Origin of the sequence: Comamonas odontotermitis (genome assembly GCF_040396735.1) — a bacterium.
In the GTDB taxonomy this organism is placed as follows: Bacteria; Pseudomonadota; Gammaproteobacteria; order Burkholderiales; family Burkholderiaceae_C; genus Comamonas; species Comamonas odontotermitis_C.
The window spans coordinates 33,141-55,505 of the sequence record NZ_JBEBNZ010000009.1 but is presented as its reverse complement, the minus strand read 5'-3'; the positions used below and the strand labels follow the sequence as shown (position 1 = coordinate 55,505).

The 22,365-nt window shown below is 62.3% G+C and carries 16 protein-coding genes; 2 read left to right on the top strand and 14 right to left on the bottom strand.

All coding sequences use genetic code 11. The features are described 5' to 3' along the window. Nucleotide 1: 1 nt before the first annotated feature. The 6 genes from ACH2DG_RS10090 to ACH2DG_RS10065 form a co-directional block, all read right to left on the bottom strand. On the bottom strand, nucleotides 2-484 hold the full coding sequence (locus ACH2DG_RS10090; RefSeq protein WP_395025980.1) for a tripartite tricarboxylate transporter TctB family protein: 483 nt from the start codon (nucleotides 482-484) through the stop codon (nucleotides 2-4). Nucleotides 485-666: 182 nt separating this feature from the next. Further along, nucleotides 667-2,178 carry a sensor histidine kinase gene (locus ACH2DG_RS10085; RefSeq protein WP_395025880.1) on the bottom strand — a complete coding sequence of 504 codons (1,512 nt, stop codon included), beginning with the start codon at nucleotides 2,176-2,178 and terminating at the stop codon, nucleotides 667-669. Continuing rightward, the gene (locus ACH2DG_RS10080; RefSeq protein ID WP_395025879.1) at nucleotides 2,175-2,870 is read right to left on the bottom strand and encodes a response regulator; all 696 of its coding nucleotides are present in this window, start codon (nucleotides 2,868-2,870) and stop codon (nucleotides 2,175-2,177) included. The genes ACH2DG_RS10085 and ACH2DG_RS10080 overlap by 4 nt, the downstream gene beginning before the upstream one ends. A 303-nt stretch (nucleotides 2,871-3,173) precedes the next feature. Beyond that, nucleotides 3,174-9,191, bottom strand: a complete 6,018-nt coding sequence (uvrA, locus tag ACH2DG_RS10075) for an excinuclease ABC subunit UvrA (RefSeq protein WP_395025878.1) — start codon at nucleotides 9,189-9,191, stop codon at nucleotides 3,174-3,176. Nucleotides 9,192-9,521: 330 nt separating this feature from the next. Then, complete coding sequence (locus ACH2DG_RS10070; protein ID WP_395025876.1) at nucleotides 9,522-10,535, bottom strand: porin; 1,014 nt, start codon at nucleotides 10,533-10,535, stop codon at nucleotides 9,522-9,524. Nucleotides 10,536-10,843: 308 nt separating this feature from the next. Further along, complete coding sequence (locus tag ACH2DG_RS10065) at nucleotides 10,844-12,502, bottom strand: MFS transporter (protein ID WP_395025875.1); 1,659 nt, start codon at nucleotides 12,500-12,502, stop codon at nucleotides 10,844-10,846. Between the two features lie 277 nt (nucleotides 12,503-12,779). Here ACH2DG_RS10065 and ACH2DG_RS10060 point away from each other — a divergent pair, with 277 nt between their 5' ends. Next, the gene (locus ACH2DG_RS10060) at nucleotides 12,780-13,088 is read left to right on the top strand and encodes a DUF485 domain-containing protein (protein WP_395025873.1); all 309 of its coding nucleotides are present in this window, start codon (nucleotides 12,780-12,782) and stop codon (nucleotides 13,086-13,088) included. After that, complete coding sequence (locus tag ACH2DG_RS10055; RefSeq protein WP_395025871.1) at nucleotides 13,085-14,806, top strand: cation acetate symporter; 1,722 nt, start codon at nucleotides 13,085-13,087, stop codon at nucleotides 14,804-14,806. Before ACH2DG_RS10060 ends, ACH2DG_RS10055 begins: the two co-directional genes overlap by 4 nt. A 75-nt stretch (nucleotides 14,807-14,881) precedes the next feature. Here the strand turns inward: ACH2DG_RS10055 and ACH2DG_RS10050 are convergent, their stop codons facing one another. From ACH2DG_RS10050 to ACH2DG_RS10015, 8 genes are all read right to left on the bottom strand, one after another. Further along, on the bottom strand, nucleotides 14,882-15,529 hold the full coding sequence (locus tag ACH2DG_RS10050; RefSeq protein ID WP_395025870.1) for a DsbA family protein: 648 nt from the start codon (nucleotides 15,527-15,529) through the stop codon (nucleotides 14,882-14,884). A 68-nt stretch (nucleotides 15,530-15,597) separates the two neighbouring features. Further along, nucleotides 15,598-15,900: a DUF1289 domain-containing protein gene (locus ACH2DG_RS10045; protein WP_395025868.1), complete on the bottom strand. Its 303-nt coding sequence runs from the start codon at nucleotides 15,898-15,900 to the stop codon at nucleotides 15,598-15,600. Further along, the gene (locus tag ACH2DG_RS10040) at nucleotides 15,897-16,397 is read right to left on the bottom strand and encodes a YbaK/EbsC family protein (RefSeq protein ID WP_395025866.1); all 501 of its coding nucleotides are present in this window, start codon (nucleotides 16,395-16,397) and stop codon (nucleotides 15,897-15,899) included. The genes ACH2DG_RS10045 and ACH2DG_RS10040 overlap by 4 nt, the downstream gene beginning before the upstream one ends. Before the next feature lie 193 nt (nucleotides 16,398-16,590). After that, the gene (locus ACH2DG_RS10035) at nucleotides 16,591-17,502 is read right to left on the bottom strand and encodes a hydroxymethylglutaryl-CoA lyase (RefSeq protein WP_395025864.1); all 912 of its coding nucleotides are present in this window, start codon (nucleotides 17,500-17,502) and stop codon (nucleotides 16,591-16,593) included. A gap of 43 nt (nucleotides 17,503-17,545) precedes the next feature. After that, complete coding sequence (locus ACH2DG_RS10030; RefSeq protein WP_395025863.1) at nucleotides 17,546-18,469, bottom strand: 2-hydroxyacid dehydrogenase; 924 nt, start codon at nucleotides 18,467-18,469, stop codon at nucleotides 17,546-17,548. A gap of 65 nt (nucleotides 18,470-18,534) precedes the next feature. After that, nucleotides 18,535-20,541, bottom strand: a complete 2,007-nt coding sequence (locus ACH2DG_RS10025) for a biotin carboxylase N-terminal domain-containing protein (RefSeq protein ID WP_395025862.1) — start codon at nucleotides 20,539-20,541, stop codon at nucleotides 18,535-18,537. A gap of 69 nt (nucleotides 20,542-20,610) precedes the next feature. Further along, entirely contained in the window at nucleotides 20,611-21,387 is a 777-nt protein-coding gene (locus ACH2DG_RS10020; protein ID WP_395025861.1) for a DUF4126 domain-containing protein, read from the bottom strand. Nucleotides 21,388-21,480: 93 nt separating this feature from the next. Beyond that, nucleotides 21,481-22,269 carry an enoyl-CoA hydratase/isomerase family protein gene (locus ACH2DG_RS10015; RefSeq protein WP_395025859.1) on the bottom strand — a complete coding sequence of 263 codons (789 nt, stop codon included), beginning with the start codon at nucleotides 22,267-22,269 and terminating at the stop codon, nucleotides 21,481-21,483. Nucleotides 22,270-22,365 lie beyond the last annotated feature (96 nt).

Sequence of the window (22,365 nt, the reverse complement as noted above, 5' to 3'; positions counted from 1 at the left end):
CTTACATCCCCCACTTGACGAGCGGCATCTGCACCTGCAGCGCCCACCAGAAGACCACCACGGCAACGATCATCATCGACATCGCCAGCACGAAACTCGCCATCACGCTGTTGTTGCGGTCGCCCAGCGCGCTGATGAAGACAATGGCGAAGGTGGCAGGCAACAGGCCCAGGTACTCCCCGCAGAAGTAGAACGCCACCGTGCCCAGGATGATGCAGGCCGCGCCGCGAAAATCCGGAATGTCGTGGTTGTGGCCCACCAGGGCGGCCTCGCCTCCGCTCGGCTTCTTCTTGGCCGTGAGGGCGATCAGCACACCCGTCAGCGCCAGCAGAATACCCACCGCAAAGGGGAAGTAGCCAGGCCCCATGTGGTCCAGCGTGCCGATGTTGTAGCTGCGTGCGGCGTAGGCTGCGCACCCACCCACCAGCACCATCAAGGCACCGCCGTAGTAATCCTTGTTGTAGCTCTTTCCACCCGGGCTCATGGCAGCTCCCTGGCGGGCAAGCCCCGCAGTTGCGCCGCGTGGGGCGCAGACCATGCATGCAGCATCTTCGTCTCCTTTTTGTTGCAATTTCATTGGAAAGTCTAGAAAACGAACCTTCCAAACTGCTGCCAAAAACGGAGCCGATCCCCAAAATACGTATATCTACGTAGAAATTGTCAGTTTCATGAAAGCTTGTCCATGACAGGCCGATCCAGTGGCAAAAGCACGCAGACGCAGAGCCCGCGGCCACCTTCGCCGTCGGCCAGCAACACATCACCATGCATGCGCCGCGCATAGGTGCGTGCAATAGCCAGCCCGAGGCCAGAGCCGGTCGTCTGCACACCTGCGGCACTGGACTGCAATCGCTCAAAGCGTGCAAACGCACGCTCGCGGTCCGCAGCGGCAATCCCCGGACCGTTGTCCTGCACCAGCACCCGCACCTGCTCGGCCTGCACCTGTACCAGCACGCTGATCCGGCCGCCTGCCGGGGTATAGAGAATCGCGTTATGCACGATATTGGCCAGCAACTCGTACAAGGCATTGCTGCTGGCTGCGACAGGGGCCACCAGCCCAGGATCACCCTGTGGCGCATCGTCCGGGTCAAAATCTTCGCCGCGCGCATCGACAAAGCCCAGATCCTGCTGCTTTTCCAGCGCCAACGGCAAATGCGCCAGCACCGCCTCGCGGGCGACTGCGTTGGCATCGCAGTGCTGCGACTGCAGCGCCTCCTGCGCAGGCTGGCTGGCATTGGCCAGGGACAACAGTTGCTCTGCAACCCGGCGGCTGCGCTGCAGTTGCTGCCGCATGCTCAGCAGGCTGTTGCGAATGGCTGCGGGGTCGCTCTCACGCAACGCATAGCCAGCCTGCGTGGTCATGATGGCCAACGGCGTGCGCAATTGGTGCGAGGCATCTGCCAGAAACTGGCGCTGCGCCTGCAAGGCCTCGCGCTGCTGGGCCAGGTGCTCGTTCATCGCGTCGACCAGCGGCCGCACCTCGGCAGGTACATGGCTCGTATCCAGGGGCTGCAGGTCATCGCTGCCGCGCTCGCGGATGGTGCGGCGCAACGCCTGCAGGGGCCGTAACCCCCAGCCGATGCCAAACCACACCACCAGAACCAGCACCGCCAGGGTGCGCGCGTCACGCCACAGCGTCTCCCACAAAAGGTCTTGCAACACGCCGCTCACGCGCCTGGTGTCTTGCGCCGTCTGGATCAGCACACGCCATTCCTGGCCATCACGGTCATGCACCACCCGCAACAGTGCTGCGACGCGAACCGGCTGGCCCTTCACACTGGCGTTGTAGAAGCGGCGGTCTCCATCGGCTCCGTGCATGAAATCATGCGGAGGCGAGCCGCTGGTATCGGGAGGTGGCGGAAACGAAGCCGCCCCCATCAGCACGCGCTGGCGGCTGCCGTCGGGCGCCTGCATTGCCACGCGCAGATACTTGTGCTGGCCGTTGACGGCTTCGAACATCGAGATGATGTGAAATGGCGCCGTGAGCGTGACAGCCCCCGCTTCGTCCCATCCCAGACTGTCGGCCAATGCCTGCGCAGGCTCCAGCAGGCTCTGGTCATAGGCCCTGTCAAGCTCGCGCCTGAGGCTGGCCGAATCGCGCCAACTGTCGAATACAAACAGGCCGACCAACACCGGCACCAGCACCCACAGCAGCCGCCAACGCAGCCCGCGCCAATTCATGGCGCAACCGGGCCACTCAGCAGATTCTGGGTGGGCTCCAGCATATAGCCCAGCCCGCGCACCGTGACGATGTGCACGTCGCTGCCAGCGAGTTTGCGGCGCAGGCGGTGCAGCACCTGTTCGATGGCGTCAGGGCCCACCGCGCTCTCCTGTGGAAACACCTTGGCCGCCAGCCGTGCCTTGCCCACAGGCGCGCCGATGCGCGCCACCAAGCCTTCCAGCGCCGCATGCTCGCGCGGCGTCAGGCTGAGCACGGCATCGGCCAGCCAGAAGGTGCCATGGTTGCCGTCATACCGCAGCGATCCACATTCCACCTGAGGTTGCGCCCGGCCCTGGCTGCGCCGGTGCAGCGCAGCAAGCCGCGCTTCCAGCTCGGCCAGTTCAAAGGGCTTGGTCAGATAATCATCCGCGCCACGGTGCAGGCCTTCCACGCGGTCTTGCACCGCGCCCTGGGCCGTCAACACCAGCACCGGCACACGGTTGCCTCGGGCGCGCACGGCAGACAGCCAGTCAAAGCCATGCTGGTCTGGCAGTTGCAGATCCAGCACCACCACATCAAAGCTGCCATCCTGCAGCAATGTGGTGCCCAGCCCTGCGTTGTGCGCATGCTCAACGCTGATATTGGACTGCCTGAGCGCCCGCCCCAGCCAGTTCGCCATTTCCAGTTCGTCTTCAATCAGCAGTATGCGCATGGTGGTGTCGTAGATTTCCGGGGAGATCGAATAACCACCGCATCATACGGCGGCGCCCAGACCGGCGCCCACCCGCATCAATCCGCGATGGGCTCCGGCATCCCGGGAACAGGAACCGGCGGTGGCACGGGCTGCGGTGGCGGGTCTTGTATGGGCGGCTGGCCCGGGTGCTTGGGGTCTATGGTCATCACGGGTACCTCGGCGACGTCACATAACGGGCTCTCCATTGTGCCCACAAGGCAGCGCTGCGCCCTGTCAGCCAGGAGCGCAGCCTGAAAACCTGTCATCCGTGCCCTGTGCGCCCTAGGTGCGCGCCAGCACGGGAGCCAGCGCCTTGCCGGTGTGCGTACCGAACTGGACCAGGTCTTCCGGCGTGCCCGTGGCCACAATGCGACCACCGTCCTTGCCGCCTTCCGGGCCCAGGTCGATCACCCAGTCGGCTTCGGCAATCACATCCAGATCGTGCTCGATCACCACCACGCTGTGGCCACCATCGACCAGGCGGTGCAGCACCTTGATGAGCTTGTCCACATCCGCCATGTGCAGGCCGACGGTGGGCTCGTCCAGCACGTACAGCGTATGCGGCACCCTGTTGCCACGGCGGGTGATGTCGTCACGCACCTTGGTGAGCTCGGTCACCAGCTTGATACGCTGGGCTTCGCCGCCGCTCAGGGTGGGCGAAGGCTGGCCCAGCGTCAGGTAGCCCAGACCCACGTCCTTGAGCAGTTGCAGCGGGTGCGCAATGCTGGGCATGCTGGCGAAGAATTCGACCGCCTCGTCCACCTCCATCTGCAGCACCTCGCCAATGCTCTTGCCGCGCCAGGTGACGGCCAGCGTCTCGGGGTTGAAGCGCGCGCCGTGGCAGATTTCACAAGGCACTTTCACATCAGGCAGAAAGCTCATCTCGATGGTGCGCATGCCCTGGCCTTCGCAGCCGGGGCAACGGCCTTCGCCGGTATTGAAGCTGAAGCGCCCGGCAGCATAGCCACGGGCCTTGGCTTCCAGGGTTTCGGCAAAGAGCTTGCGGATGGTGTCCCAGAAGCCGATGTAGGTGGCAGGGCAACTGCGCGGCGTCTTGCCGATCGGGGTCTGGTCCACTTCCAGAACACGGTCGATGCCTTCAAAGCCTTGCAGGCCCGTACAGCCCACCAGCGCGGGCGCCTTGCCCGCATCCATTTCGTCACGCCCAGCCTTGGTGGCGCGCTGGCCCACCCAGGCCGCCACATTGCTGAGCAGCACATCGCGCGCCAGCGTGGATTTTCCCGAACCCGATACGCCCGTGACCGCCACCAGCCGCTTGAGCGGCACGCTTACATTGACGTTCTGCAGGTTGTGCAGCTTCGCGCCCAGCACCGTCAGCCAGTGCAGCGGCGCAGAATCATCGGCGCGCGCCGGTGCCGCCAGCGCTGCATTGGCCTGCGCGCTGTCGGCAGCCAACGCGGCTGCAGCATCCGCGGCCATCTGCTTTTTCGTGCGTTTTTTTGTCTTAGCGCCTGCTTCGCCTGCGCCTGCAGCCATCAAGGCAGGCGTTGCCTCTACCGCCCCCGCCACCAGCCTACGGGGCTGGAACGGGTGCCGCATTGCGTGCAGCAGGTAACGGCCGGTTTGCGAATCGGCTGCCGCCATCACATCGGCAGCAGAGCCTTGCGCCACCAGGTGGCCGCCACGCTTGCCCGCGCTGGGCCCGATGTCGATGATGTGGTCGGCGCGCCGGATGGTGTCTTCGTCGTGCTCCACCACGACCAGCGTGTTGCCCTTGTCACCCAGCTTGTGCAGGGCATTGAGCAGGATATGGTTGTCACGGGCATGCAGGCCAATGGTGGGCTCATCGAGCACATAGCACACGCCTTGCAGATTGCTGCCCAGTTGCGCAGCCAGGCGAATGCGCTGTGCCTCGCCGCCCGAAAGCGTGGGCGCCCCACGGTCGAGCGTCAGGTAGCCCAGGCCAACTTCTTCCAGGAACGCCAGGCGGCTGTGGATTTCGGGCACCAGGTCGCGCGCGATGTCGCTTTCACGCTGGCTCATGCGCCCTGCCGACTGCAGGCTCTCCACCCACAGACGCACATCGGTCACCGACAGCTGCGCAATGTCGGCAATCGATTTGCCATGGAACAGCACTGCACGCGCTGTGGCATTGAGGCGCGTACCCTGGCAGGTGGGGCAGACGGTTTCGCCCACATCTTCGGCCTCGGGTTCTTCAAAGCTCTGCTCGCGGCCCCGGTTGTCTTCGGCCATGACCGAATCGTCATACACCTTGCGCTGCTCCTTGGTGAGCTTGACTCCGGTGCCCACGCAATCGGGGCACCAGCCGTGCTTGCTGTTGTAAGAGAACAGGCGCGGATCCAGCTCGGCGTAGCTTGTGGCGCACACCGGGCAGGCCCGCTTGGTGGAAAACACCTGTAGCTTACCAATCGCCGCCGTATCGCTACCAGCCTGCATGGCGGATTCGAGCGTATCGATGGCCGAAAGCACGTGCAGCACGCCCTTGCCCAACTCCAGTGCGGTGGTGAGCTTTTCGCGCAGCAGGGCTTCGTTGTCCGGCGTGACCTGGATGCTGGCCACCGGCAGCTCCACCGTATGCTCCTTGAAGCGGTCCAGCCGTGGAAAGCCCGTGGTCGGCAGGAACTGGCCGTCCACTCGCAAATGCGTATAACCGCGAGGACGCGCCCAATCGGCCAGCTCGGTATACACGCCCTTGCGCGCCACCACCAACGGTGCCAGCAGGCCGATCAGTTGACCGCGGTATTGCGACATCAGCTGCGCAGCAATGCTTTCCGGGGTTTGCGGTTGCACGGCTGCACCGTCCTTGGTGCAATGCTGGATACCAAGCTTGACGTACAGAAGCCGCAGAAAATGCCAGACCTCGGTCGTCGTGCCCACCGTGGATTTACGTCCTCCGCGCGAGAGCCGCTGCTCGATGGCCACGGTCGGCGGAATGCCGTAGACCGCATCCACCTCGGGCCGCCCTGCGGGCTGCACGATGGAGCGCGCATAGGCGTTCAGCGACTCCAGATAGCGGCGCTGGCCTTCGTTGAACAGGATGTCGAAAGCCAGGGTGGATTTGCCCGAGCCGGAGACGCCCGTCACCACATTGAACTTGCCACGCGGAATATCGACAGAGAGGTGCTTGAGGTTGTGCTCTTTGGCGTTGACGATTTCAATGGCATTTTTTGCTGTCTGTGCGCCACTGGCATGCGTTTCCTGCTCTACTTTGTAGAGCGCCTTGGCCTCCTGCACGCTGTGCGATTTCTCCAGCGCAGCGGCTGCGGTGCCGCCCGCCATGGCAATCTCGTAGTCGCGCAAGGCCTGCGCCGTGTGTGAGGTGCCGGATTTGCGCACCTCTTCGGGCGTGCCCTCGGCCACCACCAGCCCGCCCTTGTCGCCCGCGTCCGGGCCCAGGTCGATCAGCCAGTCACTGGCCCGGATCACGTCCAGATTGTGCTCGATCACGATCAGCGAGTGGCCCGCCTCCAGCAGCTTGCGCAGCGCGCGCATCAGCTTGGCGATGTCTTCAAAGTGCAGGCCCGTGGTGGGCTCGTCAAACAGGAACAGCGTGCCCTTCTTGGCAACCGGCTGCCTGGATTTGGATGCGCTCTTCGCAGCTTCGGCCAGAAAACCGGCGAGCTTGAGGCGCTGCGCCTCGCCGCCACTGAGCGTAGGCACGGGCTGGCCGAGCTTCACATACTCCAGCCCCACATCCACAATCGGCTGCAGCGCACGGATCACGTCGCGGTCCTTGGCAAACAGGGTGGCAGCTTCGCTCACGGTCAGCTCCAGCACATCGGCCACGGTCATCAGTCGGCCATCGCGCTCGATGCGAACCTCCAAAATTTCGGGCCGGTAGCGCTGGCCGTTGCAATCGGGGCAGCGCAGGTACACGTCCGACAGGAACTGCATCTCCACATGCTCGAAACCCGAGCCGCCACAGGTCGGGCAGCGTCCATCGCCACTGTTGAAGCTGAACTTGGATGCGGTGTAGCCGCGCTGCTGCGACAGGGGTGCCGTGGCAAACAGCTCGCGCACGGCGTCCCACGCCCCTACGTAGCTGACGGGGTTGGAACGCGCAGTCTTGCCAATGGGGGATTGGTCTACAAATACCACATCGGCCAGGTGGTCGACACCGAGCAGACGCTCGTGCGCGCCTGCCGATTCGGTGGGCTTGCCAAAATGACGCATCAGCGCGGGCGCCAGCACGTCCTGGATCAGCGTGGATTTGCCCGAGCCCGATACACCGGTCACCACAACCATACGCTGCAGCGGAAAATCCACCGATACGTTCTGCAGGTTGTGCTCGGTCGCGCCTTCCAGAATCAGGCGCGGCGTGCTCTCGGTCACCATCCGCTTGGCACCCATGCCCACCTGCTTGCGGCCCCCCAGGTAGGCCCCGGTCAAGGTATCGGCCCGGCGCAACTCGGCAGTGGTGCCATCAAAGACAATCTGACCCCCTTTCTCGCCAGGGCCCGGGCCCATGTCGATCATGCGGTCGGCGGCAAACATCACAGCCGGGTCGTGTTCAACCACTACCAGGGTGTTGCCCGCATCGCGCAGGCGCCGCATGGCCACGGTAATGCGCTCCATGTCGCGTGGATGCAGACCGATGGAAGGCTCATCGAGCACGAACAAGGTATTGACCAACGATGTACCCAGCGCCGTAGTCAGGTTGATGCGCTGCACCTCGCCGCCACTGAGGGTGCGGCTCTGGCGATCCAGCGTCAGGTAGCCGATACCCACATCACACAGGTATTTGAGGCGGTTACTGATTTCTTCATGCAGCAGTTTCAGCGCCTGCGCATCACCATCGTTGCTGCGACGGATGTCCATGCTCGCAAAGAAGTCGCGCAGGCGCTCGATGGGCAGCAGCATCAGATCGTGCAGGCTCAGGCCTGGTAAATTCTCCAGTTGCGCACGCGTCCAGCCCACACCACGCGGCATGAAGCGCTTGGCGGGCGGCAAGGCGGCATCGGCATCCTGCTTGCTGCCCACCCGCCACAGCAGGCTCTCGGTCTTGAGGCGGGCGCCACCGCAGGTGGGACACGGCGTATAGCTGCGGTATTTGGACAGCAAGACGCGGATATGCATCTTGTAGGCCTTGGTCTCCAGGTATTCAAAGTAGCGGCGGATGCCGTACCACTGGCGGCTCCAGTTGCCATCCTTGTAGCTCGCTTCGCCATTGATGACCCAGTCCTTCTGCTCGGCCGTCATCTTGGCCCAGGCCGTGTCGCGCGGTATTCCGTGCGATTCGGCATGGCGCATCAGATCGTCCTGTATCTCCTTCCAGGCGGGCGTCTGGATTGGCTTGATGGCGCCGGTGCGTAGCGTCAGCTTTTCGTTCGGAATGACCAAACCCCAATCCACACCGATCACCCGGCCAAAGCCCCGGCAGGCCTCGCAGGCCCCCACGGCGGAGTTGAACGAGAACATCGACGGGATCGGCTCGCGGTAGCGCAGGCCACTTTCCGGGCAATGCAGGCCGGAGGAAAACTTCCATAGCACGGGCTCCCGGGCTTCGGCCGCCTCTTCGGCATCGGGCATGGTGTACACCGTCATCACGCCGCTGCCGCGCTTGAGCGCCACTTCAATGGCCTCGATCACGCGCGCCTTCTCTGCCTTGCTGATGCGGAACCGGTCGGCCACCACATCCAGCACCTTGACGCGCTCCGGCGCTGCGTCGTCCTTGCCGGCCTTGGCCGCTTTGGTCTTGACGGCGCTCGCTTTCTTTTTGATAGCATCCTGCGCTTGGCTGTTGTGCGCTGGAGCATCTATTTCGCGCTCAGCCTGCACCTTGGTAAAACCGCTGGCAGACAGCCACTGCTCTACCTGCTCGGCACTGGTGTTGGTAGGCAGCTCGACCGGGAAGGTGATCACGACACGTGGATCATCGGCCTGTGTGCGTTCCACCAGCTTTTCGTATATGGTCTCCGGCGTGTCGTGCTGCACCGGTAGCGCGGTCTGCAGATCAAACAGGTGACCTGCACGCGCCACGAGCAATTTCAGGTGATCGTTCAGCTCCGTCATCGTGCCCACGGTGGAGCGGGAGCTGCGCACGGGATTGGTCTGGTCGATGGCAATGGCGGGGGGAACGCCCTCGACCTTGTCTACAGCGGGCTTGTCCATGCGGTCGAGAAACTGGCGCGCATAGGCACTGAAAGTCTCGACATAGCGGCGCTGGCCTTCGGCGTACAGGGTGTCGAACACCAGGCTCGATTTGCCCGAGCCACTCGGGCCCGTCACCACCGTCAAGTCACCCGTGCGAATGTCCAGATCCAGATTCTTGAGGTTGTGCTGACGCGCACCACGGATGCGAATGTTTTCCTGTGCCATACCGATGATTTACCCAGTAATACGGAGCACAGCCTCCCACAAGCAATCCGACACCCGTGCTGGCAATCCACCTGAAAAACAGCATGCAGCAACGCGGAGGCAGATCGGAATGCACGGCTGTACAAGACCAAAAAAGCCAAGAGCAACCATTCTAGGGAGTTCACCGGCACGCGCAGCAGGCCTGTGCCAAAGCCCTAAAAACTACTGTACATATTTACAGATTTGTTAGCAAATGGCATCGTACGCTGGCTGCAGCGCACGGACGTAAAAAAACCCGCATTCCTGAGAATGCGGGTTTTTTGGGAATCGGCTTTCTGCCGCCCAGGCAACTTAGAAGTTGTGACGCACGCCGACAGCGAAGGAGCTGAAATCGGCACCGGCAGTGCCGGTCATGTACGAAGCACCGGCCTTGTTGTTGACCTTGGTGTAGTAGCCATACACCTTGGTGCGCTTGCTCAGGTTGTAGTTGTAGCCCAGGGTGTACTGCAGCGCGGAGCTGTCTTCCACGTTCTTCATCTTGCCAGCCTTGCCCACGTTCAGGTGGAACTCGTTGTTGCCCAACAGGTAGGCGCCCGACAGGCGGTACGCAGTGCGGGTGCCGGTGTCGGAGCCGAAGACCTGGTCAAAGCCCATGTTCTTGCTGCGCTGCACATAGCCGCCCAGCAGGATGTTGGAGCCAATCTTGTAGAAGCCGCGGATCGCGAACTGCTGCGAGTTGTCGAGCTTGGTGTAGCCAGCGCCCAGGGCCAGAGGGCCGTTTTCATAGTTGGCGGCCACATCGTACAGGTTCTTGTTGCCGAACTGTGCGTTCTTTTCGTACAGGCCCGTCGCCACTTCCACATTGAAGCCACCGAAGGTAGGCGTCTTGTACGCAACACCGTTGGAGATGTAGGAAGGCGACTTGCCGTCGTTCGACACATAGGCGTAGAAGGCATCAGCCGACGAACCCGTGTCGTGGTTGTGCATGCTGATGTAGTCGGCCGTGGCGAAGTACGAAGAAGGGGTCCAGTGGCCCAGACGGATCTGGCCGAAGTTGCCCGACAGGTTCACTTCGCTCTGACGGTTGAAGCTCATGCCAGCGCCCGAGTTGCCAGCGCCGGTATCCGAAGCGAAGCCCGACTCCAGCACGAAGCCAGCCTTCAGGCCACCACCCAGGTCTTCCGTGCCCATGAAGCCGATACGCGACGAATTGTTGTACAGGCCCGTGGTCGTCTGGTCACCCGCCTTTTGGCGTTCCACCGTGGTGTTGATACGGCCATACACTTGTACGCTGCTTTGAGCCAGAGCGGCGGTGGAGCCGGCAATTGCCAGGCCTGCAATCATCAAACGGTTCAGGGTGCGCATAGAGTCCTCGGGAGATGGGTTATTGAATTTTTGTGCATCGCACAGGCGGCAACTGTAGATACAGATTGACGCATTGCTTTGCATAGCTTTCAAATTTTAGGCGGGAGGCCCGAGGAAGCCGGTGATTTGTCAGAGTGTTTTTGGAAGAGTGACGCGTTGCTACCACAGTTTGATGACATTCCTAGTATTAACCATTAGAAACGTCCTCAACAAGGTGTCGCAATGAAAACAGCGCCCGAAGGCGCTGTTCTTGCATGCATCAGGAAGCGCTTCTCGCGCCTTCCCAATGCTGTCTGTTTGAAAGCAGATCAGTCGTCCGCGTAAATATCCACATCCTTGGTTTCGCGGATGAAGAGCGTTCCGACCACGAAGGTGATACCGGCAATGATGATCGGGTACCACAGGCCGTTATACATATTGCCGGTCTGCGCCACGATGGCGAACGCCGTGGTGGGCAACAGCCCGCCAAACCAGCCATTGCCGATGTGATAGGGCAGCGACATCGAGGTGTAGCGGATGCGGGTCGGGAACATTTCCACCAGCATGGCGGCAATCGGCCCATACACCATGGTCACCAGGATCACCAGATAGGTCAGCAGCACCACCATCAGAACCTTGTTCATCTTGGCGGGGTCTGCCTTGGTGGGATAGCCGTCCTTGGCCAGGGTTTCCGCCACAGCCTTCTTGAACCCGGCGTCCTTGGTTTTCAGGTCGTCGCCTGTGAGGCCGGCCGCGCTGTAGCTCGGAATCACGTCATTGCCGATCTTGATGACTGCTGCCGTGCCGGCGGGCGCCGCTTCGGTTTCATAGCTCACCGAATTGGCGGCCAGCAACTGTTTGGCCACATCGCAGGAGCTGGTGAACTTGGTGGTGCCGGTGGGGTTGAACTGGAACGAACATTCAGCCGGATTGGCCACCACCACCACCTTGTTCCTCGCCTGTGCCGCTGCCAGATCCGGATTTGCCGCTTCGGTCAGCATCTTGAACACGGGGAAATAGGTCAGCACCGCCAGCAGGCAGCCAGCCATGATGATGGGCTTGCGGCCAATCCTGTCGGACAGCGAACCAAAGATCACGAAGAACGGCGTAGCGATCAGCAGGGCCACGGCAATCATCAGATTGGCGGTCACTGCATCCACCTTCAATTGCTGCGTCAGGAAGAACAGCGAGTAGAACTGGCCGGTGTACCAGACCACCGCCTGACCAGCCGTCAGACCCACCAGCGCCAGAATCACGATCTTCAGGTTCTTCCACTGACCAAAGGATTCCTTCAGAGGTGCCTTGGAGGTCTTGCCTTCCGCCTTCATGCGCTGGAACGCGGGCGACTCCGACAAGGTCATGCGAATCCACACCGAAACACCCAGCAGGACAATCGACACCAGGAACGGAATGCGCCAGCCCCAGTCATTGAAGGCAGGCTCGCCCATCGCAGTGCGGGTACCCAGAATCACCAACAGCGACATGAACAGGCCCAGCGTTGCCGTGGTCTGAATCCATGAGGTGTAGGCGCCCCGCTTGCCATGCGGCGCATGCTCGGCCACATAGGTTGCCGCGCCACCATACTCGCCACCCAATGCCAGACCCTGCAGCATGCGCAGCACGATCAGGATGATGGGCGCTGCCACGCCGATGCTGGCGTAGTTGGGCAGGATACCGACGATGAAGGTCGAAGCGCCCATCAGCAGGATGGTGACCAGAAAGGTGTACTTGCGGCCGATCATGTCCCCCAGGCGGCCAAACACCAGCGCGCCGAATGGCCGCACGATAAAGCCTGCGGCAAATGCCAGCAGCGCAAAAATGAAGGCAGAAGTGGGATCGAGCCCCGAAAAGAACTGCTTGGCGATGATGGCCGCCAGTGAACCGTAGAGATAGAAGTCGTACCACTCGAAAACGGTACCGAGTGACGAGGCGAAGATGACCTTGCGCTCTTCCTTCGTCATCGGCCGTGCTGCTGCACTGGTTGCCATAGATGTCTCCTGAATTTTTCTGTCGCTAGGGCGGACAACGCAACGGGGCATCGCCCGAGATGCACTATCCGGACGATTGCTGACTAACTCCTTACAAAAACATCTCACACCCAGTTACAAACATTCTTTTTTCATCAGGACTTACCCGCAGCCCACCTGCTGCAGGTGCGAACCCGGGCAGGTTCGTAAGCGGTTCGTCAGTTGTACTTTCCAGAATCCAATGGACGCAGCGATGCGATTGCTGCGCCCCATGCGGCCCACTCATTGGAGACACAACATGAACGACCCTGTCGTTGCCAAAATCCAAGCCAATCCCCGGTACCAGGAACTCAAGCGCAAGCGCAATGCCTTCGGCTGGACGCTCACCATCCTGATGCTGGTCGTCTACTACGGCTATATCGGCCTCATCGCCTTTGACAAGGAATTCCTCGCCACCCCCCTGGGCACGGGCGTCACCACCTTGGGCATCCCCATTGCCCTGGGCGTGATCATCTTCACCGTCCTCATCACCGGCATCTATGTGCGGCGCGCCAACACCGAGTACGACGCCATGACGCAGCAAATCCTCAAGGACGTCGCCCAATGAAAATTCGCAATCTCATTCTTCCCGCCGCACTGGCGATGGCAGGTGCCGCACATGCCGCTGGCGGCGATGTCGGCGAGACCGCCAAGCAGGCCACCAACTGGACGGCCATCATCCTCTTCGTCGCCTTCGTAGCAGGAACGCTGTGGATCACCAAATGGGCTGCGTCCAAGACGCGGTCGGCAGCTGACTTCTACACCGCTGGCGGCGGCATCACCGGCTTCCAGAATGGCCTCGCCATCGCAGGCGACTACATGTCGGCCGCATCCTTTCTGGGCATTTCGGCATCGGTCATGGCCAGCGGCTACGACGGACTGATCTACTCCATCGGCTTCCTGGTGGGCTGGCCGATCCTGACCTTTCTGCTGGCCGAGCGGCTGCGCAACCTGGGCAAATTCACCTTTGCCGACGTAGCGGGCTATCGCTTTGCGCAAGGCCCGTTCCGCGCTTTTGCGGCCAGCGGCACGCTGGTGGTGGTGGCCTTCTACCTGATTGCCCAGATGGTGGGTGCCGGCCAACTGATCAAGCTGCTGTTCGGCCTGGATTACTGGATCGCCGTGGTGCTGGTGGGCGCGCTGATGATGATCTACGTGCTGTTCGGCGGCATGACGGCCACGACCTGGGTGCAGATCATCAAGGCCTGCCTGCTGCTGGCGGGCGTCACCTTCATGGCCTTCATGATCATGGCCCACTATGGCTTCAGCCTCGAAAAGCTGTTTGCCGACGGCGTGCGCGTCAAGACCGAGATTGCCACCAATGGCGGCGCGGCGCCCGATCTGGCTGCCAAGCTGGGCCTGTCGATCATGGGGCCGGGCGGCTTCATCAAGGATCCGATCTCTGCCATCAGCTTCGGCATGGCATTGATGTTCGGCACACTGGGCCTGCCCCACATTCTGATGCGCTTCTTCACCGTGCCCGATGCCAAGGAAGCGCGCAAGAGCGTGTTCTGGGCCACCACCTGGATCGGCTATTTCTATATCGTCATCTTCATCATCGGCTTCGGCGCCATCACCATGGTACTGACCAACCCCGAACTGGCCGATACCGCCAAGGGCGTGATCAAGGGCGGCGCCGGCACCGCCAACATGGCTGCCGTGCTGGTGGCCAAGAGCGTGGGCGGCGATGTGTTCTACGGCTTCATCTCGGCTGTCGCCTTCGCCACCATCCTGGCGGTCGTTGCTGGCCTGACGTTGTCGGGCGCCTCGGCTGTCTCGCATGACCTGTATGCCACCGTGTTCAAGCATGGCAAGGCCGACAGCGCTTCGGAGCTGCGCGTCTCGCGCATCACGACCCTGGCCCTGGGCATCATCGCCGTGCTGCTGGGTATCGTGTTCGAAAAGCAGAACATCGCCTTCATGGTGTCGCTGGCCTTCGCGGTGGCGGCTTCGGCCAACTTCCCGGTACTGCTGCTGTCGGTGCTGTGGAAGGGCTGCACCACCCGTGGCGCGGTGATCGGTGGCTTCCTGGGCTTGATCTCATCAGTGGCGCTCACCATCGTCTCGCCCTCGGTGTGGGAAGCAACGCTGGGCTACCCCAAGGGCTCGGCCTGGTTCCCCTACACCTCGCCCGCACTCTTCTCGATGACCATCGGCTTCGTCGGCGTCTGGCTGTTCTCGGTGCTGGACAAGAGCGCCCAGGCAGCCAAGGAACGCGATGCATTCGCCGCGCAGCAGGTGCGCTCCGAAACCGGCCTGGGTGCAGCGGGTGCCTCCGGGCACTGATGGCATACCATCGATCCACAAAAAACCGGGCTCGCCCGGTTTTTTCATGTCTGATCTTTGGCAATAAGGGGCAAATCAGGCGGGCTTGAGCCCCGATGGCCGGTTCGCGACGCTGTCCCATTCATTGCCTGCAAACCATGCGTCGCCATTCAGGTAAGCCGTCAGCATCGGCAGGCCATCCAGTCCCCAGAACTGCCTGCCATCCACAGCCATGGCGGGCACCCCAAAAACGCCAGCCGCCACCGCAGCATCGGTATTGCGGCGCAACAAATCCTTGGCGCGTTGATCAGCGCCCTCGTCCGTCTTGATCTGCTCTGCCAGTTGCAGCTCCAGCGCCTGCAGGCGGCCGGCATCCAGTGCAGCAGCGCCACCCAGCCACACGTGGCGAAAGATGGCGTCGGCGGTAAAGCGGTTGATATGGCCATCGTGGCTGGTACGCAGGGCCAGACGCAGCAGCGGCAAGGGATTGAATGGGTGTTGCGCAGGCATATCCAGGCCGCAGCCGAGCGAGTGTCCCAGCCAGCTGACATGGCGATAGGTCCACTCACGCTTGCCTGCGATACCTGCGGGGCCAGGGTTGTTGTGCTGCTGCAGCAAGGCCCCCAGCAACACTGGGGTGTAACGCACGTGCACGCTGTGGCCTTGCAATGCCTTTGGCAGCGCATGAAACGCCAGCCATGCGTAGGGTGAGACAAAATCCAGATAGAAATCAATGGTCTTCATACGATTCTCTCTACCATCACAGTCACAACACGACTTTGTTTGGCTGCGCCATTGCGCGCCTACTGGGTCTATTCGTCCTTCGGCAGGGCACGCCCATCGTGGCCCAGGCCTGCGCGCGCCAGCAGTTGCTGCCACATCTGCAAGCGGCCTGCGTTATCGGATTTGGACCACGCACGGATCTCGTCAATCGAGCGGTAGCATCCCAGGCACAGGCTGCGGTCTGCATTCATTTTGCAGATCGACACGCACGGCGAAGGCACCACATCGTCATACCCCGCCGCAAATGCGCCGCTCGCCCGGACCAGCTTGGTCCGCGCCGCCAAAGGCGCATTGGTGTATACCTCGGTAATCTTGTCATCCAACTCGGTCATGCCGCATCCTTCACCACATCAGCCACCGGCGCGCCGGTCAGCTTCTCCAGATCCTGAGGAGCGAGCGGAAATACGCCATAAGGGTGGCCTGCGGCAGCCCATACTTGGGCAAAGCGGTACAGATCACGGTCGATCAGCGTGACAGGTTCGCTGGCGTGCCCCACGGGCGATACGCCGCCAATCGCAAACCCCGTGCGCTCCTTCACAAAATCGGCGTCGGCCTTGCCCACTTTGCCGATCAGCGCTTCCACCTTCTTTTCGTCCACACGCCGGTCGCCGGAGGTAATCACCAGCACACAGGCGTCATCGCTCTTGCGCCGGAAGATGATGCTCTTGGCGATCTGCCCCACGACGATCCCCAATGCATCGGCGGCTTCCTGCGCCGTGCGCGCCGCGTCATTGAGCATCTGCGGCGCATGCGGATGGCCCTTGTCCTGCAGCACCCTGGCGACACGCTGCACGCCTTCGGGCAGGCTCTTCAACTCCGCTCCACACATGGTTCTTGCTCCTTGGTCTTGATGCCCAGATTGTGCCGCCCTGCCATCACTGTCGCAGCGACCATGGCAATACACTTCATTTTTGATAGCTTTCAGCACTCATGGATTAAGCACTGCAACCGCTTTTCATTCAAAACAAAGCCCGCACTGCACAGGGCGGGCTTTGCGTTGCGCCATTGTGGCCAAAGCCGCATCAGCCGGCCCGCTTGTTGATCAGCGCCACCGCCACGCGCGAATTGGGCTTGCGCTGCAGGAAATCGCTGATGAAGATGCCTGCATCGACCAGCTTGTCCAGATCAATGCCGGTCTCGATGCCCATGCCATGCAGCATGTAGACCACATCCTCGGTTGCCACATTGCCCGTGGCGCCCTTGGCATAAGGACAGCCTCCAAGGCCTGCAATGGACGACTGGAAGTTCCAGACACCCATCTGCAACGCTGCCAAGGTGTTGGACAGCGCCTGGCCATATGTGTCGTGGAAGTGGCCGGAGACATGGTCCACATCAAAATACGGCAGCGTCGCTTCGATTGCCTTTTGCACTTTCAGCGGCGTGCCCACACCAATCGTATCGGCCACATCGACCCGTTCCACGCCGATGCCCTTCATCAGCTCCGCGAGGTAGGCGACACGCGACGGAGCGATCTCACCTTCATAAGGGCAGCCCACGGTGCAGCTCATGGCGCCGCGCACCGCAATGCCTGCGGCCTTGGCTGCAGCCACCACCGGCGCAAAGCGCTCAATGCTCTCGGCAATGCTGCAGTTGATGTTCTTCTGGCTGAAGGCCTCGCTCGCCGCGCCAAACACCACGATCTCGTCAGGCTTGGAATCGACGGAGGCCTCATACCCCTTCATGTTGGGCGTGAGCACCGAATACTGCACGTCCGCCCTCCGCTGCACGCCTGCCATTACCTCGGCGTTGTCGCCCATCTGCGGCACCCATTTGGGCGACACGAAGCTGGTGACCTCGATCTCCTTGAGCCCGGCATCCTGCAGGCGGTGCACCAGCTCGATCTTGACCGAGGCAGGCACGGGTGATTTCTCGTTCTGCAGGCCATCGCGCGGGCCCACATCGATGATCTTGACTTGCTTGGGATAGGTAGCCATGGGTGCTCCTTGTTTCTTTTCCATCAGATTCAGAAAATTGCGTTCAATATCCACGGTCGGCATACACCACACCGGTCACACGTTCGCCCGCAGCAAAAGCCTGGAGCTTGCGCAGAATCTGCTGCAAGGTCTCCTCCGGCAAGGTGCGTGCAGAGCCATGCGGCGTGATGCCGATCTGCGGGCAGCGCCAGAATGGATGGTCCGCCGGCAACGGTTCCGTGCGGAACACATCGAGCATCGCCCCTGCCACTTGGCCGCTGTCGATGGAGGCCAGCAGGTCCGCCTCCACCAAGTGCCCGCCCCGGGCCACATTGATGACATATGCGCCGCGCTGCAGTTGCCCCAGCAGCTGGCTGTCGATGATGTTTTCCGTCTCCGGCGTCAGCGGCAGCAGGTTGACCAGGATGCGCGTGCCCGCCAGAAAATCCGCAAATTGCTCCGCGCCGCTAAACGTCTGTACACCGTCGATCTGCTTAGCCGAGCGGCTCCAGCCGAGCACCGGAAAGCCAAACTGTGCCACCGCCTTGGCAACCCGGTCGCCCAACACACCCAGGCCCATGATGCCGACCGGGAAATCGCTGCGCATGCGAAGTGGGGCCAGTTTCCACTCACCGGCCAGCTGCTGCACGCGGTATTGGCCGAGGCCCCGGAAATGGTCGATCACCGCGTGGCACACATACTCGGCCATCTGCACGGCCATGCCCGCATCCTCCAGCCGCACCACGGGCACATTCGCGGGCAGCTGCAGCTGCAGCAAGCCATCCACGCCAGCACCCATGTTGAAAAGTGCCTTGAGCCCTGCGCCCTGTTCATCCAGCATCTGCTGCGGCGGGCGCCACACCAGGGCGTAATCGGCCTGCGGTGCGCCAGGGGCCCAGGCCCAGGCCTGCGCGTTCGGAATATGCTGGGCAATGGCAGCCAGCCACGCTGCGGGGTTGCCCCCTTCGGAATAGACGACGATCTTCATGGCGTGCATTTCAGCATAGAAAAGCGCCCTGCCCCGTCATCCACGAGGCAGGAGGCGCGCCGCTCTTACTCAGCAGCCTTGAGCTTGAGCAGCTCGGCGCCTTCCGTGACCTGGTCGCCTGGTACGAACAACAGCTCGACCACTTCGCCGTCAGCAGGCGCGGCAATGGTGTGCTCCATCTTCATGGCTTCCATCACGGCCAGCGGCTGGCCCTTGCTTACCTTGTCGCCCGCCTTCACGGCAAACGAGACAACCTTGCCGGGCATTGGAGCGGTGAGGCGCCCGCCTTCGCTTCCCGCGTCTCCCGCGTGGGCCAGCGCATCGATGGCGGTGATCTCGGCGGCGCCACGCGGAGCAAACACGTGCACCACTTCGCCTTGCTGCCAAGTCTGGATCTGGTCGCGGTGGCGGTTGAACTGCAACTCCACCAGTTCGCCATTCGGCGTGAATTGCAGCGGACCGCTGGTATCACCCACCGTTAGCACCAGGCCGCTGGGTTCGTAGCGCAATGCGGCCTGCAGCTTGTCGCCGCCAAACTCGAAATCAAAGCGGCGCTCGGTCACCCCATGCGACTGCCAACCATCGCGGCGGCTGAAGGGGTCTGCGGTTTCACCAGCGCGCTCCAGCAGCAGCTCCGCCACCACAGCGGCAGCTGCGGCCGTGTCCACGCCCAGGGTGCGGCGCTTGAAAAGACGCGCCTCTTCGCGCTGGATCAGCGCGGTATCGAGCTTGGCCTGCGCAAACGACGGCGTAGCCAGAATATGGCGCAGGAACTGCACATTGGTCTGCAGGCCCACGATGCGCACCGCCGCCAGCGCAGCGTCCAGGCGCGCCAATGCCTGCGCGCGGTCCTGGCCATGCACGATGAGCTTGGCGATCATGCTGTCGTAGAACGGGCTGATCGCATCGCCCTCGCGCACGCCGTCGTCGATGCGCACATCGCTGATGGCAAAGCTGCTGCACACGGGTTTGCGATAGACGTGCAGGGTGCCGGTGGCAGGCAGGAAATTGTTCTCGGGGTTTTCGGCGCAGATACGCGCTTCGATGGCATGGCCGATGATCTTCAGATCGCCTTGCTGCTTGGGTAGCGGCTGGCCATTGGCTACCAACAGCTGCCACTGCACCAGGTCTTCGCCCGTGATGGCTTCGGTCACCGGGTGCTCCACCTGCAGGCGGGTGTTCATCTCCATGAAGTAGAACTTCATGGCTTCTGGCTGGTCGTAGCCCCCGGGCTGCTCAACGATGAACTCCACCGTGCCTGCGCCCACATAGCCTACGGCCTTGGCGGCGGCAACAGCTGCCTCGCCCATCTGCTTGCGGAGGGCTTCGGTCATGCCAGGGGCAGGGGCCTCTTCCAGCACCTTCTGGTGGCGGCGCTGCACCGAGCAGTCGCGCTCGAACAGATAGACGCAGTTGCCATGGGTGTCGCCAAACACCTGAATTTCGATATGGCGTGGGCGCAGTACGTATTTCTCGATCAGCACGGCGTCGTTGCCGAAGCTGTTGATGGCTTCGCGCTTGCACGATTCCAGCGCCGCCGCAAAGTCTTCGGTCTTTTCCACCAGACGCATACCCTTGCCGCCACCACCGGCACTGGCCTTGATCAGCACGGGGTAGCCAATGCGGTCTGCTTCCTTGTGCAGCATGGCCGGATCCTGGCCCGCACCGTGGTAGCCGGGCACCAATGGCACGCCCGCCTTTTCCATCAGCTGCTTGGACTCGGCCTTCAAGCCCATTGCGCGAATGGCGTTTGCAGGCGGGCCGATGAACACCAGATCAGCGCCTGCGCATGCGGCGGCAAAGTCCTCGTTCTCGCTCAGAAAACCGTAGCCAGGGTGGATGGCCTGCGCACCAGTGGCCTTGGCTGCTTCGATGATGCGCTCCCAGCGCAGGTAACTGTCCTTGGGGGCCGAACCGCCGATATGCACTGATTCATCGCAGGCGGCCACATGCTTGGCCTGCGCATCGGCATCCGAATACACCGCCACGGTCTTGATGCCCATGCGGCGGGCGGTTGCCGCCACGCGGCAGGCGATTTCACCGCGATTGGCGATCAGAATCTTGGTAAACATAAAAAATCTCCTCAGTCTCAGTATTTCTTTAGCCACATGTGCCTCCCCGGGGGGAACAGCCATGCACCATCAAAAGCGTTGCATATCGGTGCTCGTCGCCGGCACCACCGGTTCGTCATAGCCCATCCAGCGCCGCACCCGGCGGATGACGGCCTTCAGGAATTTCCACAGCGTCCAGGTCACGATCCACATCACCACCAGCACCACGGCCAGCGCCACGGCAAACACCACCGGGTGGTTGATGGCCAGCCACACCGCGCCGATCGATGCGCCGTCTTCCACGAGGCTGGCGCCCCAGTTGGAAAAAGGCTCCGGGCTGGTGTTGATGGCAGCGCGCGTGGTGGTCTTGGCCACCTGGCTGCTCAAGGCCAGGGTTCCGCCCATCAGCGCTGCGGCGGTGGCCATGGTGGCGTTGTCGGCACCGAAAACGCTGGCCGCCAATGCGGCGCCAGCGGGTACACGGATCACGCTTTGCACCGCATCCCACACCGAATCCACACCCGGAATCTTGTCGGCAAAGAACTCGACGAACAGCAGCGCCCCGCTGATGACCAGGATCACCGGCTGCTGCAGTACTGTCAACGCGCCCGGCAGCGGCAGCCAGCCCGTTGCACCCAGCATGCCCGTCACAAAAACCACGGCGTACAGCCGGAAACCACTCGCCCAACCCAGCGCTGCAGCCAGCGCCATCAACTGGCCCCAGTCCCACTGCGCCATGGCGTGGCCCATCTGGTTCGCCACCTGGCCAACCTGGTCGGCCGCCTGCCCCACGGTTTGCGCCGTGTCCTTGTCCAGGTGCACGCCTATGCCGTGCATCCAGTTGACGATGGTGTTCCAGATATCCATGGTTCGGGCTCCTCAAATCGAATCAGCAAACGCGCTGGTTATAGCGCCAGCGGCCGCTTGCTGCCTGCCATCCAAGGTCGCTTTGTTGCTGAATCAGCCTCCCAGCCATCCGGGTTTGCGTTTGTTCAAGAATGCCTGCACGCCTTCCTTGCCTTCGGCGCTGGCACGGATGTCGGCAATGCCTTCGACCGTGGCCTGGATCAAGCCTGCATTGATCTCGCGCTCGGCCACATCCAGCACCAGCTTCTTGCAGGCCCGCACTGCTGCGGGCCCCGCGCTCAGCAGGTGCTTGAGCAGGCCGTCCACCGCGCCATCGAGCGCATCGCTCTCGACCACCTGGTGCACAAAGCCGATGCGCAGGGCCTCTGCGGCATCAAAACGCTCGCCTGTCAGAAAGTAGCGGTGCGAGGCGCGCGGACCCATGGCACGGATCACGTAAGGGCTGATGGTGGCGGGAATCAGGCCGATCTTGACCTCGCTGAGGCAGAAACCTGCATTGGCGGAAGCCACTGCCATGTCGCAGCACGCGACCAGGCCCATGCCACCGGCATAGACATCGCCTTGCACGCGGGCAATGGTGGGTTTTTCGCATTCGTAGATCACGCGCAGCATCTCGGCCAGCTTGCCGGCGTCCACCAGGTTTTCGTCGCGCGTGTAGTCGGCCATGGCGCGCATCCAGTTCAGGTTGGCGCCTGCGCAGAAAGCCGGGCCTTCGGCTGCCAGCACCACGGCGCGCACATGCTCCTGCTGGCCCACCAGCTGGAAGGCCTTGGTGATGTCGGCGATGACGGCATCGCTGAAGGCATTGCGTACATCGGGCTGGGTCAGGGTGATGGTGGCGACCTGCCCGGTGGCTTCCACGGTCAAAAACGTGCTTTTCATGGTTGTCCTCGCTGCTGCCTCGCGGCAGCGCCTGTCTCACATCTGCAAGAAAATTGCTATGGTTTCAGGATGGGCTGCGCACACCAGCCGTGCGCC